16 protein-coding genes are annotated in these 19256 nt (G+C 37.7%); 9 read left to right on the top strand and 7 right to left on the bottom strand.

The genetic code is table 11. From position 1 onward, the window contains the following. The first annotated feature begins 131 nt into the window (after positions 1–131). Positions 132–845: a hypothetical protein gene (locus tag F564_RS19065; RefSeq protein WP_154656845.1), complete on the top strand. Its 714-nt coding sequence runs from the start codon at positions 132–134 to the stop codon at positions 843–845. A gap of 61 nt (positions 846–906) precedes the next feature. Beyond that, positions 907–2970, top strand: coding sequence for a S8 family peptidase (locus F564_RS0109720; RefSeq protein ID WP_028122476.1), 2064 nt, complete (start codon positions 907–909; stop codon positions 2968–2970). 74 nt (positions 2971–3044) lie between these two features. Here F564_RS0109720 and pyk read toward each other — a convergent pair whose 3' ends face one another. From pyk to F564_RS0109695, 5 genes are read right to left on the bottom strand one after another with little or no spacing between them, the layout of a single operon-like run. After that, a complete protein-coding gene (gene pyk, locus F564_RS0109715; protein WP_028122475.1) occupies positions 3045–4487 on the bottom strand; it encodes a pyruvate kinase in 1443 nt (480 codons plus the stop codon). Beyond that, positions 4480–4953: an IPExxxVDY family protein gene (locus F564_RS0109710; RefSeq protein WP_028122474.1), complete on the bottom strand. Its 474-nt coding sequence runs from the start codon at positions 4951–4953 to the stop codon at positions 4480–4482. The genes pyk and F564_RS0109710 overlap by 8 nt, the downstream gene beginning before the upstream one ends. Next, the gene (gene rnc / locus F564_RS0109705) at positions 4928–5698 is read right to left on the bottom strand and encodes a ribonuclease III (protein ID WP_028122473.1); all 771 of its coding nucleotides are present in this window, start codon (positions 5696–5698) and stop codon (positions 4928–4930) included. The genes F564_RS0109710 and rnc overlap by 26 nt, the downstream gene beginning before the upstream one ends. 9 nt (positions 5699–5707) lie before the next feature. Beyond that, a complete protein-coding gene (fabF, locus tag F564_RS0109700; RefSeq protein ID WP_028122472.1) occupies positions 5708–6955 on the bottom strand; it encodes a beta-ketoacyl-ACP synthase II in 1248 nt (415 codons plus the stop codon). 24 nt (positions 6956–6979) lie between these two features. Continuing rightward, positions 6980–7219: an acyl carrier protein gene (locus tag F564_RS0109695; protein WP_002976354.1), complete on the bottom strand. Its 240-nt coding sequence runs from the start codon at positions 7217–7219 to the stop codon at positions 6980–6982. 180 nt (positions 7220–7399) lie between these two features. Here F564_RS0109695 and folE point away from each other — a divergent pair, with 180 nt between their 5' ends. The 7 genes from folE (at position 7400) to F564_RS0109660 (ending at position 15452) form a co-directional block, all read left to right on the top strand. Continuing rightward, a complete protein-coding gene (folE, locus tag F564_RS0109690) occupies positions 7400–8065 on the top strand; it encodes a GTP cyclohydrolase I FolE (protein WP_028122471.1) in 666 nt (221 codons plus the stop codon). Between the two features lie 111 nt (positions 8066–8176). Next, positions 8177–9646: a cysteine--tRNA ligase gene (gene cysS, locus F564_RS0109685; protein ID WP_028122470.1), complete on the top strand. Its 1470-nt coding sequence runs from the start codon at positions 8177–8179 to the stop codon at positions 9644–9646. A 102-nt stretch (positions 9647–9748) separates the two neighbouring features. Beyond that, positions 9749–10480: a hypothetical protein gene (locus F564_RS0109680; RefSeq protein ID WP_028122469.1), complete on the top strand. Its 732-nt coding sequence runs from the start codon at positions 9749–9751 to the stop codon at positions 10478–10480. Between the two features lie 70 nt (positions 10481–10550). Continuing rightward, positions 10551–13205, top strand: coding sequence for a 4-alpha-glucanotransferase (locus F564_RS0109675; protein ID WP_028122468.1), 2655 nt, complete (start codon positions 10551–10553; stop codon positions 13203–13205). Positions 13206–13440: 235 nt separating this feature from the next. After that, entirely contained in the window at positions 13441–14385 is a 945-nt protein-coding gene (locus F564_RS19060) for a hypothetical protein (protein ID WP_051259630.1), read from the top strand. Between the two features lie 106 nt (positions 14386–14491). Then, on the top strand, positions 14492–14866 hold the full coding sequence (locus F564_RS0109665) for a Spy/CpxP family protein refolding chaperone (RefSeq protein WP_154656844.1): 375 nt from the start codon (positions 14492–14494) through the stop codon (positions 14864–14866). Between the two features lie 79 nt (positions 14867–14945). After that, positions 14946–15452, top strand: a complete 507-nt coding sequence (locus F564_RS0109660) for a ferritin (RefSeq protein ID WP_028122466.1) — start codon at positions 14946–14948, stop codon at positions 15450–15452. A 91-nt stretch (positions 15453–15543) separates the two neighbouring features. Here the strand turns inward: F564_RS0109660 and F564_RS0109655 are convergent, their stop codons facing one another. Both F564_RS0109655 and F564_RS0109650 read right to left on the bottom strand, forming a co-directional pair. Beyond that, positions 15544–15867 (bottom strand): hypothetical protein, encoded by a 324-nt coding sequence (locus F564_RS0109655; RefSeq protein ID WP_028122465.1) that lies wholly within the window; start codon positions 15865–15867, stop codon positions 15544–15546. Between the two features lie 190 nt (positions 15868–16057). Next, the gene (locus F564_RS0109650; RefSeq protein WP_028122464.1) at positions 16058–19216 is read right to left on the bottom strand and encodes a UvrD-helicase domain-containing protein; all 3159 of its coding nucleotides are present in this window, start codon (positions 19214–19216) and stop codon (positions 16058–16060) included. Positions 19217–19256 lie beyond the last annotated feature (40 nt).

Here is a 19256-nt window from a genome sequence, read left to right as displayed (position 1 = left end):
AGTTAAGGTTTTAAGCAGACAAATAAAATGCTTCGGAAACCCGATTTTGTTAAATCTTCACAAAAAAGTTAATCCTGGTTAAATGTATTCTCGCAGTCGGAATTAAATTTATTTTTGATGAAAAATAGCCTTTGAAAATAGTTCTATTCTCTTGTTTTTTATTGCTTTATCAAAACTTTTATTCCCAGAATATAAGAGGTAAAATTGTTTCTGATTCCATTTCTGTCAATCAGGTTTTGATTGTAAATATTAATTCCGACGAAAAAACTTATTCTAATTCCCAAGGTCAGTTTATCATTAATGCAAATGTTAACGATGAGATTAGGTTTGTAAAAGAAGGTTACGAAAGGAAGGTTTTAAAGATCAATAATTCTAATGAGATTTTCATTAATTTAATAAAATTGGTTACGGAAATCGAAGAAGTCGAGGTCAAGAAAAAGTTGTCTGGCAATCTAGCAGATGACTCAAAATTATTTAATGAAAATAAGAGACAGGTTGCTCTTAATAATGATGTTAAAGTCTATTTCAAAACCAGATCCAGTGAAGAATTAATGAAACCAAGACACGGTGAATTTGTGCAGCCGGTAGGAGAGGGTTTTTCTTTTGGAGAAATTAAAAACAAATGGAAGCTTCCGGATTTTGTAGAGTGGATCAGAGAAAATTTGACAGATGATTATTTCATTTCAATGGGATTAGAACTTTCTGAAATCAATTCATTCTTGTATTATTCGCTTCAAAGCTTCAATACCATCAATATTTTGAAATACGGCTTTTGCAGTGGGGATGATGTTGGAAACCTGAAACTACATTTCGAAACTTCATTTAAAAAATTCAGAAATAAATAGTTAATATTTTTAAAACTTATTATGATGTAAGTATTTTTTATCTTTGCACAAAGTTATTAAGATGAAAAAAGTTGTATTAAGTGTAGGATTGTTATTTACTTTTTATTTTTCTAATGCTCAGGATCTTAAACTGAAAAACGAGTTTGGGAAACAAAGACTGGAGAATGAAAAGAAGTTAGATTCTTTTTTTTCTAAAAGCGCAAAATATTCTTCCAAGGAAAAAGATAGTCTGAAAAAAAATATTGCAGGATTTGCCGGACAAATTCCTCTTTTTTATTCTATTGAAGAAACCAGCGCCAATGCTACAGCAAACATAGATGAATTGCAGAGCGGATCTGTTTCTGGAGCTTCTGCGGTTACAGGAAATGGTGTTAAGATTACTATTTTTGATGCCGGCAGAATACAAGACATCCACGAGCAGTTTACCACAGGAAGAGCCGTTAATAAAGAAGCTGCAACAGAGGCTAAACATTTCCATGGGACCAATGTTAACAGTATCCTGATTGGTAATGGACTAGCCACAGGTAATTTTACGCAAAGCAGCGTTGCTTATCCAAAAGCTAATGCAAAAGGGATTCTACCTCAGGGAACTACGGATAATTACATGTTCGGAGCAACAGCTTTGGGGAATAATTATCAGAAACTTGCAACGTTGCCGGATCTTAACATTTCCAACCATTCATACGGTGTCAATGTAGGCTGGCTTCTTTCGGGAAGTGCTTATTATTGGTACGGCAATTATGAACTGAATTCTCAGGATACCTATTCAGGTGCTTATTACGAAAACGATTATAACTTTGATAAAATTGTTTACGCACAGCCTCAGCAAATTATTGTAAAATCAACAGGTAATTATTACGGTATTGGACCGTCAGCTACTTCTACAAAATACAAATACAATACCGCTACCAGCAGCTGGGTTCCTTTTGCCGCCAGCGATGAGATCCCGCCCGCTAACTGCAGCCAGGGTTATAATTGTATCGGTTACGGATCTTTAGCGAAGAATATCATTGTTGTAGGAGCGGTCAATCAATTGACAACAGCTAATCATAAATACACCCAAGCGACAGACGTGGTAAAAGGCAGTTTCAGTAGTGCTGGTCCGAGAAAAGACGGTGCTGTGAAACCCGATCTTACAGCAGTTGGTGTGGATATGATTATGGCCAATTACACCAATGCAAATCCCAATGCAACCAACCAATATGTACTGAATTTTGGAACTTCTTATGCTGCACCCATCGTCACAGGAATTGCAGGAGCTCTCACACAGATACAAAGAAATATCTTGGGAAACAGCAGTTATATATTTAAGGCTGATGAGATGAAGGCCTTACTCACGCACACTGCAAACGAAGCTGGAAGGCCTGGTCCAGATGTGTGGTATGGATGGGGATTGGTAGATGCTAAAAGAGCCGCACAAGTATTGGTCAATAAATTGACAGAAGATTCTTATTTGGAAAGTCAAAATCTACAGTCTGGCGTTAGTTTTACGAAAGAAATCAAAGCGAGTGGCGCTGAACCACTGAAAGTCAGTATTTCCTGGGTAGATCCTGCCATCGCATTTTTTACCAGTGATATAGACCTCCAGCAGAATCATAGCTCCAGAATTGTCAATGATCTGGATCTTCGAGTGGTGGAAGTAGGTTCTGGAACGACCTATTATCCGTGGAAATTGGATATCAATGATCCGAATGCTAATGCGACAAAAGGCGATAACACTGTAGATAACGTAGAGCAAATTGTGATCAGTAATCCAGTAGCTAATGGTACGTACAGAATAGTGGTGAGCAACAAGAATGCGTTGGTGAATCAAGATGGAAATGCTGCAACACAGGATTTTGCATGGGTAGCTACAGGCACCAAAAAGGAAACTTTGGCTTCAGAAGACTTGGTTAAAAATGAGGTTAAGATTTATCCTACAAAAACCAAAGATACCATCCATATCAATGCGACTTCCGAAATAGAGAGAATTGCGTTGTTTGACATGAACGGAAAATTATTCCTTGAGCAGGCCAAGACTTCAAAGTTACAGGCAATCAGCCTCAGTCAATTTCCAAGTTCAGTTTACATCCTGATTGTGAAAACCAAAACAGGCGCTGTAACAAAGAAAATTATTAAAGAATAGCCCGTCAAAAGGTTCCAAAATAAAAAAGACACCAAAATTAATTTTGGTGTCTTTTGGTATTATGTCCAATGAAATTATATCGTAGATAATCTCATAGTATTGGTTTTACCACCGTTGTGTACTGGCATTGCATTCAGGTTGATGACAAAATCTCCTTGCTCTACAAATCCGAAATTGTGCGTCAGCATATTCACCTGGATCACCGTTTCATCTGTAGATTTTTCCATATCATAATAGAAAGCTCTTACGCCCCAAAGTAGGTTCAGCATCGTGATCACACGCTTGTTGTTACTGAAAACGATGATGTGCGAGGATGGCCTGTGTGCAGAGATCTGGAAAGCGGTGTATCCAGAAGAAGTCAGAGTTACGATTGCTTCGGCACCAGTCGATTTGGCAACATCCACTGCAGAACGGCAAACTTTATCCGTAATGAAACGCTCATCTACACAGTTGATCTTTTCTTCGATGACGTGATTTAGCTTTGAGTAAAGAGGTGTTTTCTCTATGTTTTTTACGATCTTCGCCATGTTTCTAACCACTTCTACAGGATATTTTCCAACAGAAGTTTCACCAGAAAGCATTACAGCATCTGCGCCATCAAGAACAGAGTTTGCAACATCATTTACTTCCGCTCTCGTAGGTGTTAAGATGTTGATCATCGTCTCCATCATTTGCGTTGCAATGATTACTGGTTTTGCATAAAGTCTAGCTTTATTCACCAAGTTTTTCTGAATAACCGGTACCTGTTCCATAGGAACTTCCACACCTAGATCACCTCTGGCAACCATTAGACAGTCACATTCCAACAAGATCTCATCGATGTTTTTCACACCCTCTGGTTTCTCGATTTTAGCGATGATGGGCGTTTTGGTTTTGTTCGGATGTTTAGCCATCAATTCTTTCAGATCGATGATGTCCTGAGCGTGGCGTACAAATGACAATGCGATCCAGTCAAACTCGTGGTCCAGCATAAAGTTAGCATCCTCAATATCTTTCTCAGTCAATGCTGGCAAAGAAACATCTGTGTTAGGAAGATTTACACCTTTTTTTGAACTTAGCGGTCCACCTTGGATGGTTTTAGCTCTCACAGTGTCAATGTTATTAGTTTCGATCACTTCGAAAACCAATTTACCGTCATCAATAAGGATTCTTTCTCCAACTTTCACATCCTGAGGAAATTTCTCATAAGTCATGTAAACTTTGGTAGCATCACCTTCTAGTTTTTCATTGGTGAACGTCAGGATGTCTCCAGGATTAAGGAAAGATCCCTCTTTTACAACACCAACTCTCAATTTAGGACCTTGCAGATCTCCCAAGATAGATACAGAGTAGCCGTATTCTTTGTTGATCTCACGGATAATATTAACGTTTTTCAGTACCAATTCGTAATCGGCGTGTGAAAAATTTATTCTAAATACATCAACACCAGCCTGGATCATTTGGATCATGGTCTCCTTGTCAGAAGATGCTGGCCCCAGTGTTGCAATAATTTTTGTTTTCTTAAGATTTTTATTCATAATATTGAATTAGTTGATAAAGCTCTTCTTCAGAACTCAATGGATATTCCTGAATTTGGAACACGAAATTTTCCGGAAGCAAAATTAACGAAAATTCCGCAAACATATCGGAATTAGTTAAAAGGTAATCCACATCTTGGTGTAGATTTAGTAAAAATTTAATATTTGATTCATCTGAAAAAAGCTGATTTTGTTCTTTTTTCTCAACAGATGCAATAGATTTGTTGGCAATAAAACGGTAACAGTTTTTTGTAGAATGATCGTAGGCCTGATATCTAGAGAAATAATGATCAAAATAACTTCCTTCTATTTTGATGTCTTCAACTCTTTTGAAATTGAAAAGATTGATTTTATTAATGAAAAAAAACAATTCGTGTTCCGGGATTGGTTTTGCAAGTCTAATCAATCCGACTTTGATCTCTGTAAGATCTTCTTCTAGTTTAAGATACTGTTTTTTGATGTTCAATAATATTTTCTTTTTTACTCAGAACGTAAAATGCGCGTTGAGCTGCTTTTTCTTCGGCTTTCTTTTTAGAAGTTTCTACCGCATTGGCGATCTTCTCATTGTGTAACCAAACGTGACAGCGGAAAACAGCGACTTTGTTGGGCTGTAATTCTTCACAGGTTTCGTACTTGATAGGGATTTTCATTTTTTGACTCCATTCCAATAGAAGGCCTTTGTAACTGATGATTTTATGTTCTAGCTTGTTGATCGTCGAAGGTGTCAGAATCCTTTCCAAGACAATTTTTTTACAAAATTCGTAGTCTATATCAAGATAAAGTGCACCAATCAAAGCTTCCAAAAGATTCCCGGAGATATTTTCACTCAGTATTGTCTGGCTTGTATCGGCTTGTAAAAGACTGCTTAGTTTGAGATCTTCGCCCAGTTTATTAAGGTTTTTCCTGTTGACGATTTTGGACTTCATTTGCGTAAGAAATCCTTCGTTTTCATTCTGGTAGGTTTGAAAAAGATGACAAGAAATAATGGTTCCTAAAACAGAATCCCCTAAAAACTCTAGACGTTCGTAATTTTTTTTATTCGTGCTTTTTGAAGAAGATTTCAAAGAAAATGCTTCTTTAAAGATTTCTATGTCGTGGATGTTATAGCCAACGATGGCAGAAATATTTTTGCGAAAAAGAATATCTTTTTCCGAAAGTTTTTGTGCTCTGTTTTTAAGAAGGAATTTAGAAAAATAATTTTTCAACTCCATAAAAACATATTATATTTTTTTGAAAAGAACGCAAGCGTTGTGACCTCCAAAACCAAAAGTATTACTCATTGCGATGTCAACAGTTTTTTCGACCGCCGTATTGAATGTAAAATTCAATCTGGTGTCGATGTTTTCGTCATCAGTAAAATGATTGATCGTTGGTGGAACAATGCCGTGAATAATGGTATGTAACGCAGCAATAGCTTCAATAACCCCAGCGGCTCCCAAAAGGTGGCCTGTCATTGATTTTGTAGAATTGATCTGAATATCAAAAGCGTGTTCTCCGAATAATTTTGCAATTGCATTAGATTCTGCAATGTCTCCCAGTGGAGTAGATGTTCCATGCATGTTGATATGGTCTACTTCATCGGCAGTTACATCAGCGTCTTCTAGGCAATTTTTCATAACCAGATAAGCACCAAGTCCTTCAGGGTGAGGGGCTGTCATGTGATGTGCATCAGCACTCATTCCGCCACCGGCCAATTCTGCATAGATTGTTGCACCTCTTTTTTTTGCGTGTTCGTATTCCTCAAGAATGATACAACCTGCACCTTCACCTAGTACAAATCCATCTCTGTCCTTATCAAAAGGTCGTGACGCTGTTTTTGGGTCATCATTTCTTGTAGAAAGGGCGTGCATCGCGTTGAAACCTCCCATTCCGCTAGCTGTAACAGCGGCTTCTGAACCTCCACAAACAATGACGTCCGCTTTGCCTAAGTTGATAAGCATTTTGGCATCGATTAAAGCATTGGCAGATGAAGCACAAGCAGAAACGGTTGTATAATTAGGCCCGTGGAAACCATATTCAATAGAAATGTTTCCTGGCGTAATGTCCGCAATCATTTTTGGAATAAAGAAAGGGTTGAATCTTGGAACGTTATTGGAAGCTGCCCAACCCAAAACTTCTGTTTCAAAAGTTTCCAGACCGCCAATTCCTGATCCCCAGATCACACCTACACGGTTTTTATCGACATTGTCTTCAATAAGCCTACCGTGAGCGATAGCTTCTCTTGCGGCAATCTGCCCAAACTGAGAATTTCTATCCATTTTTTTCGCTTCTTTCTTATCGAAATAATGCAGAGGGTCAAAATTCTTTACCTCACTGGCAAATTTAGTTTTGAAATTAGTGGAATCAAAAAGAGTAATCGGGGCAGCGCCACTTGCTCCTATTTTAAGGCTTTCCCAGTATTCCTTCGCGTTATTTCCAATGGGCGTAATAGCGCCGAAGCCGGTTACAACTACTCTCTTTAATTCCATAAATTTTTTTTGTCTTGATAAATATTATTTATTTACAACTTCTTCGATGTAAGCAATAGCGTGACCAACAGTTGTAATTTTCTCTGCTTGATCATCTGGGATTTGAATGTTGAATTCTTTTTCGAATTCCATGATAAGTTCAACAGTATCCAAAGAATCAGCTCCTAAATCGTTTGTGAAGCTAGCTTCTGGAGTCACTTCTGTTTCTTCAACGTCAAGCTTATCAGCGATGATAGCTTTTACTCTTGATGCAATGTCTGACATAGTATTTTATTTTTAATTATGTTAATTTGGTGCAAATATATAAAAATTCAAATCATTTCAATTTTTTTTTAGTTTTTTAACCGCTTTATAAATCTATTCTTTTTATAATCAAATCTTTAGATTTACTCTGACAGAGTAGATAAATTTTGTTTATTTTTGCGACATATTACCAATGCTATTATGGAACACATTCCTGACAATGATGATGATCTGTTTACAGGAAAAGATCATACGCCACTGAGAGCAGACGCTTTTGATCTGAAACCTGAAGAGAAAATAAAAAAAATAGAAGCGCTTTTCGGTGAGATTATGCAAACTTTGGGACTGGATATGACAGATGATTCCCTGAAAGATTCTCCTAAACGTGTGGCGAAAATGTACGTGCATGAAATCTTCGGAGGATTGCTTCCGGAAAATAAACCCGGCATTTCTACCTTCAAAAATCAATATAAGTACAGACAGATGCTGGTGGAGAAGGATATTACAGTCTATTCATTTTGCGAGCATCATTTTTTACCGATTATTGGCAAAGCTCACGTTGCTTACATCTCAAGCGGAGAAGTGATTGGTTTGTCTAAGATTAATAGAATCGTTGATTATTATGCCAAACGTCCGCAAGTTCAGGAACGATTGACGATGCAAATTGTGGACGCCTTGAAAGAAGCTTTAGGCACCAACAATGTCGCGTGTATCATAGATGCAAAACATCTTTGCGTCAATTGTCGTGGGATAAAAGATACCGCAAGTTCAACAATCACAGCAGAATTGAGCGGGATTTTCAGAACCAATCCGATTACACGGCAGGAGTTTTTACACTATGTAGGAAGCCATGCAAAATTTGATTAATAATGATAAAATATAAAAAACTGACGCATCAAATTTTCATCACAACCATTATTTGTTGCTGTTTTTTTATGTCCAATATTCAATCATTTATCAACTATCATTCATAAAACAATGCAACTAAAAATATACAACTCGCTATCAGGCGAAAAAGAAGTTTTCAAACCCATATTAGAAGGCAATATCGGGATGTACGTTTGTGGACCTACGGTTTACAGCAATGTGCATTTGGGTAATGTAAGAACTTTTTTGTCCTTTGATTTTATTTACAGAAGCCTTCAGTTTTTGGGTTATAAAGTCAGATATGTCAGAAATATCACGGATGCCGGACATTTGACAGACGATGGCGATATCAATAACGACCGATTTATCAAGCAATCCAGATTGGAAAAATTGGAGCCGATGGAAATCGTACAGAAATACACCGTCGATTTTCACGAGGTTCTGAAGAAATTCAATCTACTCCCTCCGACGATCGAGCCCACTGCAACTGGTCATATTATCGAACAATTGGAGCTTGCCAAAGATTTAATTGAAAAAGGTTTTGCGTACGAAAGCAACGGTTCCGTCTATTTCGATGTTTTGGAATACAATGCTAGAGGCCTTAATTACGGTGAGCTGTCCCGAAGAAATATCGAAGAATTATTTGCCAATACAAGAGATCTAGACGGGCAGTTTGAGAAGAAAAATCCACAGGATTTTGCGCTTTGGAAAAAAGCATCACCGGAACATATTATGAAATGGCCGTCGCCTTGGGGAGAAGGTTTCCCAGGCTGGCATCTGGAATGTACAGCGATGAGTACCAAATATCTGGGTGATCAATTCGATATTCACGGTGGTGGAATGGATTTGAAATTCCCGCACCACGAATGTGAAATCGCCCAAGGAAAAGCTTGCAACGGCATAGAACCTGTGAAATATTGGATGCACGCCAATATGCTGACGATGAACGGCCAAAGAATGAGCAAATCTACAGGAAATTACATCCTTCCAATGGCGCTGATTACCGGAAACAACGATTTTTTCGAGAAAGATTTCCATCCCAGTGTATTGAGATTCTGCTTTTTACAGGCACATTACAGAAGTGTCCTGGATATTTCCAATGATGCCATGTTGGCAAGTGAGAAAGGCTTTATCAGATTAATGGAAGCTGTTAAAATCCTGAATACAGAATCTGCCGTAGAAGGCGTGGAAACGTCCTCATTTGATTTGAAACAATGGAAAGACAAAGTGTATGAAGCTTTGACAGACGACTTCAATAGTCCGATTTTGATTGCGCATCTTTTTGAAGTAGTAAAGTTTATTTCGGCTTCGAAGCTTGGAAAAGAAAGTGTTTCTACCAGTGACTTTAAAGATTTGAAGCAGTTTATGAATGCCATTGTTTTTGATGTTTTAGGCTTACAGACCGTTGAAGAATCCAATAATGATAAACTGGATCAGACTTTGCAGGTGTTGATCGATTTGAGAAATCAAGCCAGAAAATCCAAAAATTGGGAATTGTCTGACCAGATCCGGGATCAACTTCTGGAAAAAGGAATCGAATTGAAAGATGGAAGAGACGGAACAACTTACCAATTGCTTTAATCAATTTTAAAGTCATCTTAAATAGTTACAAATACGGTTAACGAAAGTTAAACCGTATTTTTATTTTAACAAAGTCGCTTATTTTTGACCAAACAATAGCTTTTGAAATTTTTTTTACAACTTATTTTTCTCATTGCATCTGGATTTAATTTGGCTCAGAATATTTCAGGAAATGTCATGTCAGAGGATGATGTCCTGATTCCCAAAGTTTTAATTGTGAATATGACAACAGACAAAAAAACGTACAGTAATGCTGATGGGAAATTTGTCATTGATGGAAAAATTGGTGACGAGATCCGCTTTGCAAAGGAAAGTTTTAAATTGGGGAAGATCATAGTGATGTCCTATGATTTACAATCCATCAAGCTCGAAAGGATGCCGCAGGACATAGAAGAAGTACAGATCATTCATAAAAATCTTACACATTCTAAAGAAGAAGAACTAAGGCAGTCCATCGGTTTACCAAAAGGACCAGACAAGCCACGGGAAAAACCGGCAGAAGCCGTAGACGATATTTTGATGCCGTTAATTGGGATTCCTCCTGTCATCAAAATACAGGCAATTTATGACGTGCTTAGCGGCAAGTCCAGAAGGTTGAAAAGACTGTATAAATATGAAGATCTGCAGGACGGATTGGCCTGGATTCGCAGTAATATTGATCCCGAATATTTTGCCGAAGCCGGGATAACAGCGGATAAGCTCAATGATTTTCTGATCTTTTCATTACGGGACGAGAAAGTATTGATGTATATGAAAGCAAAAAATGTAGGTGGAATGACCATTTCTTTGGATCATAACATCGAAGCGTATTTGGAAAGAATTACGAAAAAATGATTTTTTTGGTGGAATAATATATATAATTCAATATTTCGTTAAATTGCGTCCATATTAATAGACCTTAATAATGAAACTATACTTTAGTATTAATTTTGGAACACGTGTTGGCCAACGGCTTGTCTTGCGCCTATACGACGAGAAAAACGAGCATCGTGACCACAACTTGACCTATTCCGAAAATAATAACTGGATCACAGAGATCGATTATTTTTCAAAATCAATCCAGTACAAATATCTTTTGGTGAGCGAACAAGGTGACGTTTTGGATGAAGAAATTCCTAGCCACAACCTTATTTTGCCAAACAGCTTCAAAGAATTTGTGATTTTTGACCAATGGAATCTTAAGAATTTTCCAGAAAATTATTTGACCAACAAAATCCTCCACAACCGTCTGCAAGGTTTCAAACCAGAAAAATTGTCCGTTGTTAAAAAACAAACGCACCTTTTCCGTATAGAAGCGCCGCTGTATCATCCGAATTGGACCTTGGTCATGATTGGGAATGTGGATGCTCTCGGAAACTGGGATGCGGAGAAAGCAGTGGAACTCAAACAAACCGATTATGGGATTTGGGAAGCTGGTGTTGAGATCCCAACGCATCAGACTGTTCTTTACAAATATGCCATCAAGGACAAAAATACAAGGCAACTATTTTATGTAGAACCAGGCGAGAACCGTTGGGTTTTCGGAAATCCGACCAAGGATCTTCTGTATGTAAAAGCCGACCATTATTTCAAATTCAATGATGAAACGCTTTGGCACTCTGCCGGTGTGGCTGTTCCTGTTTTCTCTTTGAGAACAGAGGCAGGTTTTGGAGTAGGAGAATTCTCTGACATCAAAAAACTGGGAGATTGGGCCAATGATGCGAAACTTTCTGTCATCCAGATCCTGCCCATTAATGATACCACTGCCAACTATACTTGGACAGATTCCTATCCTTACGCAGCGATTTCGGTGTATGCACTCCATCCGCAATATCTTTCCATCGAGAAGTTGGAGTATGCTTTGTCTAAAGAGTTAGTGAAAGAATACCAGTCAAAAAAAGCCGCATTAAATGCTCTTAGTCTCATCGATTATGAGCAGATGATATCTGGAAAATGGAAATTTGCGACGGCCGTTTTTGAGGAAAACAAAAGCGGTATTCTGAAGGATAAAAATTTTAAAAAGTTCATTAAGGATAACGAAGAATGGCTGATGCCATATTCTGCATTCTGCTTACTGAGGGACAAGTACAAAACGCCAAATTTCAATGATTGGAAAACCCATAAGAAATTTGTGGCCGGAAAAGTAGCCACTTTATATTCGCCAAAACATAAGGATTATTCTGCCATTATGCTTCACGCGTGGGTCCAGTATCAGCTACATTTGCAGTTGCAGGATGCTGTAGAATATCTTCATAAACTAGGACTTTCAGTAAAAGGTGACTTGCCAATCGGGATCTACAGATATTCTGTAGAAGCATGGACAGAGCCTGAGCTTTTTGGGATGGATTTCCAAGCAGGGGCACCGCCAGATCAGTTCTCGGACCTTGGTCAGAACTGGGAGTTTCCGACTTATAATTGGGAAGTGATGAAGGCAGATGGCTATCAATGGTGGAAAAAACGTTTCAAAGTGTTGGAACAGTATTTTGATGCCATGAGGATTGATCACATTCTTGGATTCTTTAGAATCTGGAGAATGCCGATCTCTGCCACGCAAGGTTTGTTGGGCTATTTTTATCCTGCAGTTCCTGTGACAGAAAAGGAATTTTCTGACAGGCAGATTCCTTTCAGTTCAGATCGTTATGTGAGACCTTTTGTGAATGAACCTATTCTTTGGGAAACGTTTGGAGAAGTGAAAGAGAAAGTGCAAAATCATTTCTTCGATGTGCATCACAACGGGGTTTATGCTTTTAAACCAGAATATGACACCCAAAGAAAGCTAAGCAATTATTTCAAGAAAGAATCTTGGGATTGGGCAGAAGAGAAACTGATCTCTCTTGCTGGAAATGTCCTATTCCTGACAGAAGAGACAGACAATGGAACGGTTTATCATCCAAGATTTAATATCGCTAAAACGTCATCTTACCAATATCTCCCAGATTGGGAAAAAGCCAAGTTGAGTGATGTTTACAATGACTATTTCTTCAAACGTCAGGACGGCCTTTGGTACCAGAAAGCGATGGAAAAATTGCCGGCCTTGCTGAACTCTACCACAATGTTGATCTGTGGTGAAGATCTAGGCTTGGTTCCTGATTCTGTACCAGTTGTAATGGACAAGTTAGCGATAACAGCATTGAAGGTTCAAAGAATGCCGTCGGACAATATCCGTTGGTATGACCCGAAAAACGCAAGTTACCTGAATGTTGTTACGGCATCATCACATGACAGCTCCACGCTGAGACAGTGGTGGCACGAGGACAGGAATCTGACTCAGAAATATTTCAATAATCAATTGGGACAATACGGCACCGCGCCTTGGGATTTGACGCCGGATTTATCAGAAATGATTATGAAGCAGCATCTTTTTACGGAAGCAATGTTGGCAATTTTCCCTATTCAGGAATTTTTGGCTACAGATCAAGAGCTGATGAACCCCGATATGGATGAAGAAAGGATCAATAATCCTGCAGTTTTCCCCCATTATTGGCGATACAGAATGCATCTGAAATTGGAGGATCTGAAAGAACAAACCCAGTTCAATGAGAAAATTGCCGGTTGGATAGAAGATAGCGGACGTTACTAACAGTGATAAAAATAGATTGAAAAAACCTTTCAGATGATTTTCTGAAAGGTTTTTTTTGTCCTTATTGATGAAAATTATAAGATTGATTATCAGTTGTTAATGGTAATTAAACTGGTATTTTTCAGATATTAATTCTTTGGACTTTAACTTTTATTCTTAACCCATATCCAAAAGGTAGAAAGCTTCATTCAAAGGGAAGGATGACTTTCAAATTAATTAAGAAATAAGAGAACACATGAAAAAGATAGTTTTAACACTTGCGATAGTTTTCGGAGGATTAATTTCTGCACAAGATTATTACGACACCTATCCTTCCGAATATAACGGATACGAATATTATGATAACTCATACGACTATCCTGACGATTATTACTATAACTACCCAACGGATTATTATCCGGATCAGTATTATCAGGGTTATTATAGCGATTACAGGAATGCAGTGTATGGCGTAAATTGGGATCAGTTTTTTGTGCAATACCGCTTGACTCCATATCAGATCAATCAGGTGATGATGCTGAATAACCGTTTTGCATCTTATGGCGTGTGGAACTCTTATTACAGATATAATCCAGACAGATGGTATTACGACAGGTTTTATGCATTGCAAAATATTTTGGGGCCAAGAGTGTTCGTTGTTTATCAAAACGTGTATTTCCGCGGTGCAAGTCCTTTCGTCTATTACCGAAACCGCTGTGCTAACTTCTATGCCAGAAGATATCCTGTAAGACCAGTTTATAGAAATGTGAATATAAATGTTTATAAAGTCAACCGAGGTAACTTTAAAGAAGGTTTTAGATCGGTCGGAAGAAATCAGGGGATGATGGATACCAATAGAAACAACGGTCTGCGCAAAGAGCCATTGAGAAGTGGATCCGACGGAAGGATCTCCGGAGGAACTAGAAATCCACAGAATGGAGGTGTTCGAAATGATAACAGCACAAGATCTAATCAGGACAACGGACAGATCAACCAAGGTGGATTCCGAAATGGAAACAATAATACTGGATATTCCCAGCCCAATATCAACTCCGGAGGAAACAGAGGACAAAATAACGGCATAAGACCAAATCAAAACTCTGAAAGAACCATAGAAAACAGAGGCAGTAATCAAAGAAATACTTCTCCTAATTCTCAAAATAACGGCAGAAGCTCTGGTATGAGATTGACATCAAATTAATGAATTGAAACTTTAACATAATCTTATGAATTAAGCAATTAACCTTATGATGGTCAAAGTATCAAACCAACAGTTATCATTTAATAATATTAAAAATCAATTTAAAATGAAAAGAATAATTTTAAGCGCAGCATTTCTTGGATTAGGTGTTTTTGGATTTGCACAACATGCTACAAAAGCAGAAATGGGCCAAAAAAAAGCTGAGTACATGCAGAAAATGAAGCAGGAGCTCAACCTCACAGATTCACAAGTAGGACAGTTGAAAGCCTTGCACGAAAAGAATGCAATGGAAAGAAAATCTGCAATAGAAGCTAAAAAAGGTGACAGATTGCAAAAGATGAAAGAAAATGAAGTGGAAATGCAAAAAATCCTGACGCCAGATCAATACAAAAAATTCCAGGAGCTGAAAGCCAAAAAAATGGCGGACAGAAAGGCCAATTTTAAAGACAGAAAAAGAACCGATGCGCCCGTAGTTAAGTAACGTTTTATTTATGGTTAATTTCAGAAGAGTCGTATTATGTAACGGCTCTTTTTTTTATATTTGAGAAAATTATAAAATTATGGTAAGCGAAACAATTATAAACCTCGTAAACGAGCAAATTACAAAAGAACAATATGCAGCTCAGCTTTATTTGTCGATGAGCGCCTGGTTCTATGCGCAGGACCTGGAAGGTATCGGTAATTATTTCCGTGTGCAGTCCAAAGAAGAATTGATGCACGCAGACAAAATGTTTGATTATGTGAATGATATTGGTGGAAAAGTAATCCTTAATGAAATTCCGAAACCGCCGAACGAATTTTCAAATGCTCAGGAGATCTTCGAAAAAGCTTTGGATCACGAAAGACTGGTGACAAAAAGCATCTTCAACATCGTGAAAGCGGCCAATGACGAAAGCGATTTTGCAACCACAAGTTTCCTGCAATGGTTTATCAATGAGCAGGTAGAGGAGGAATCCAGCGCTTCTCTTTTGGTGACCAAAATCAAAATGGTAAAAGACAATCCATCAGCATTATACCTTTTCGATCAGGAATTGGCACAACGTGTTTTTGTACCAGTCGCGAATTGATTTTTGATATTTTATGAAAGAGCCTAATAAATTTTATTAGGCTCCTAAATTGTTAATGGCAAGCTTTTCTTAGTGTAAAGTTATTACTTATTTAGCGGGAGTAATTATTGTAAGTGTTGTTGTCTGGTGTAGTTTTTAAATGTGGCGCTACATAAGTTCCATTGCTCTTAATATATCCTTCTTGAAGCTTTAATTGTCCTCCATTATCATAATTTCTTTCTGTCTTCGGTGTGGAATAAGATGGCGACGAATATGTTGCAGTTGAATAACTTGATGGTTCAGAATATGATGGACTGGAACTACCATACATTTCTTTATTTGCTTTATATCTCATATCAGGTGTTCCATCTTTCTTTAATTGAGCTTTTGAATTAAAAGCAAACAAAATGATTACAAAGAATAATAACTTTTTCATTGTTTTTAGTTTTTTGGTTATTTGTTACAAATGTAATGATTTTTGTTTCAGTAAATTTTTAATTTAAAAAGATTTTAATATGGATAGAAAAACATCCAAATTTAAATAATGAACATTTAGATTGTAATTTTACGATAAGCACGGTAAGAGAAAAAAATGTTTTTAGCCTAAAAGATCATTTCTCCAGGATTTAGATGTAAATGACATCCGTCTTCAAAACTTTTTTTCCAAATTGTTCTAATTTTTTCTGATAGAGTTCTACCTGTTTTTGGTCTTTTTCTTTCTCACTTCCGGTTTTGAAATCCACAATGATAAAACCATCTTTCAGCTTGATGAGGCGATCCGGGCGATAGGTTTTTGAAGCTCCGTCTTCCAGAGAAAGCATATCTCTTTCATTAATAATGGTCAGATTTTCATCAAAATAAGAACGGTAATCTGCATTCAAAAGAATAGTTTCAATCCTTTCCAGAATCGCTGTTTTCTCGTCATCCGTAATAGTGCCTTCCAATAGATAAGAATTGAGCACTTTCAGTACATCTTTTTTAGTTTTAATTTTTGATAAGATTTCGTGCGTGAAAATTCCCATTCGCACGTGTTCCACTCGGTTTTGGTAACTTTTGGATGAGGTGGCGATTTCTATATTTGAAGCTTTTTCTGTTTTCTGAGATATAGCATTGATGTTTTCCGACAGGTATTCCTTTTTCTCTGTGCGTTTTTGTTTCATTAATGATTCTGGGGAGACTTTATAAACATCGAATGAGTCCGATAATTCACCATTTTCAACCGGCTGAAACTGACTTGCAAAATCAAATAATTCCAAATGATTCGCAGATTTATTCGGTTTTTCCAGGTAAAAGAAAAGTTGTTCCACTGGTCGCGTGGTTGCGACATATTGGATGCAGAATCTGTCAATTTTATTCCGGTACGAATTAATCAGATTGAAACCTGCCAACTCCTCATCATACCTTTCCAGCTCGGGCGAAAACTGATTCAGGATCACCGTTTTCAGCTCATCTTCACTTCCCAAATCAAACCATTCCGAGAATTTTTTGTCGCTGTTCTCATTCCGCATCGGGATGAAAACGATGGGGAATTCCAGACCTTTCGCCTTGTGAATCGTCATAATCTGGATCGCATCTACATTTTCACTCGCCTGGATACTGATTTTCGATGCTTCATCATCCCAATATTTGAGAAATTCTTTCAGCGTTGCGCCTGTATTCTGCGTGTAATTATGGAGCATTTCCAAGAAATTCAACAGGAAATCGGTTTCTTTATTTTCGACAGAGAATTCGTGAACGTAATATTCAATGAAATTATAAAGATTAAGTTGAGGAATGTCTTTTTGAATCAGCGTTACATTATATTTTTCATTAATGAAATCTTCGATGTCTTTCTTGTTTTCGAACTTCAGAATCTCTTTTATTTCTGAAGTGAAATCCGTCATCGTAATTCTCCCTGAAACATTTAAGAAATACATCATTTTCACAAGAAACTGACGATTTTTCGGAACGAGATTCCATTTTAGAAACTCAATCAAAGCTTTTATAGTAAATGCTAAATCGAGTGTCAAACCTTTTTCGGAAATCGTTTTGATATACGTTTCTTTTCCTTTATAATTGACTTTCAGATTTCCTAATAATTGAGAATAATTAAATATGTCAGAATTTCCTCTGCAAAGAATCGTGATGTCTGAAAAATCAAAACCGTTGTCCAGACTTTCCTGAATGTCGTTCTGCATTCTCGCCACCGTTTCATCATAGAAAACAGTCTTGGTGGCATTTTCCAGAAGATGGATTTTTACCCGGCCTTCCAGCTTGGATTTCGATTCCTGAAGGGCGCTTTCTCCAAAGATTTTCTGATGCTCATCACTGAGATCGCCGGACATAAAATCGTATAATTTATTATTAAAATCAACAATGTTTTTCGCACTTCGCCAGTTGTAGATCAGGTTTTCAGAAGTAGCGAATTTGGGTGTGATTTCTTTTTTATTAATGATGTCCAGCATCAGTTCGCTCTCGCCACCACGGAATCTGTAGATGCTTTGCTTTGGGTCGCCTACGATGGTGAAACTCGTGTCGTCCGACGTGATGCTGTTGTCCCGAAGCGGAAGAAAATTCTGCCACTGCATCGTAGAAGTATCCTGGAATTCATCAAAGAAATAATGCTGAAACTGCGTCCCAACTTTTTCATAAATAAAAGCTGAAGGTTCATTCCGGAGATTTTCATTAATCAAAATATTAAATTTTGAAAGCATAACCAAGTCGTTTTCTTCCTCAATTTCCAATAGTTTTTTCTGAATGTCGGCGTTCACTTTCAAAGGCAGAATCGCCTGAAGAACTTTTTCCTTTTTTTGAGAATTGATGTACAAATCAATAATTTCTCTTCGCCACGAGATCAATTGCGGTAAAATATCCTGAATGTCCGCCTGTTTGTGTTTTCCTTTGGTGGAGGCGCCTTTCAGGAAAGTTTCGATCTTGGTGTCTTCAGAAGTTGTCGGGAACGGAAATTTTTTGTCCTTGATTTGATGAAACGCCACAATACTGACGAAAAATCCGCCAATTCCGCTTTTGCCACTCGCAAAATCTTCAATCTCAATTGCTTTATTTTTTATTAATTCCAAAGCTTTCTTTGCCGTTTCCAGCGATTCCGATTTGAGATTTTTAATCGTTTCCCGCAGTTCGGTTTTCTTGTTTTCGTAAGCTTCCCATTCAAAATCTTTGTTGGCCTGAAGCGGTTGATAATGAACATCGCTCACAAATTTCTTTGCAGAATTATAAAGGGTTTGGTTGAGGTTCACGCGCTCATTATTGTCCAGATTATAATTAATGTAATCCATAAAAGCATCGGAAACGGTTTCGTCTTCGCCAATCTCATCCAGCATTTTGTCAACGGCTTCAATCAAATAGGGTTCTGGTTGGATTTCCAGATTGAAGTTCTGGGCCAATCCCAATTCATAAGAAAAACTCTTGACCAATCGGGAATTGAACTTGTCAATGGTTCCGATATTCAAAGTCGAGTAGTGGTGAAGAATATAATCAAGCACTTTCTGAGAACGTTGATGCAGATCGTCCAGGGTTATCTTATAACCTTGATTCCCTAATGCTTCCTGAATGTTCTTCAAATCCTGGTTTTCGGAGTAGTTTTCTTTTACAAATTCGCCAAGGTAGAAAAGGATTCTTTCCTTCATCTCTTTGGCAGCTTTGTTGGTAAAAGTCAGTGCCAGAATGGTTCGGATAGAATCTGACTGATTCGGAAACCTAAGGCAAATCATCAATAAACTCTGAACCAAACGGTACGTTTTCCCAGAGCCTGCGGAGGCGTTGATGACGGTGTATGAATTTTGCATCCTTGTATGATAAGTTAAGGAAGCAATTTACAAAATAGTT

Source organism: Epilithonimonas tenax DSM 16811 (genome assembly GCF_000428485.1).
Classification (GTDB): Bacteria; Bacteroidota; Bacteroidia; order Flavobacteriales; family Weeksellaceae; genus Epilithonimonas; species Epilithonimonas tenax.
Note: the sequence above shows the minus strand (reverse complement) of the source record. Positions and strands in the feature narration are given on the sequence as shown.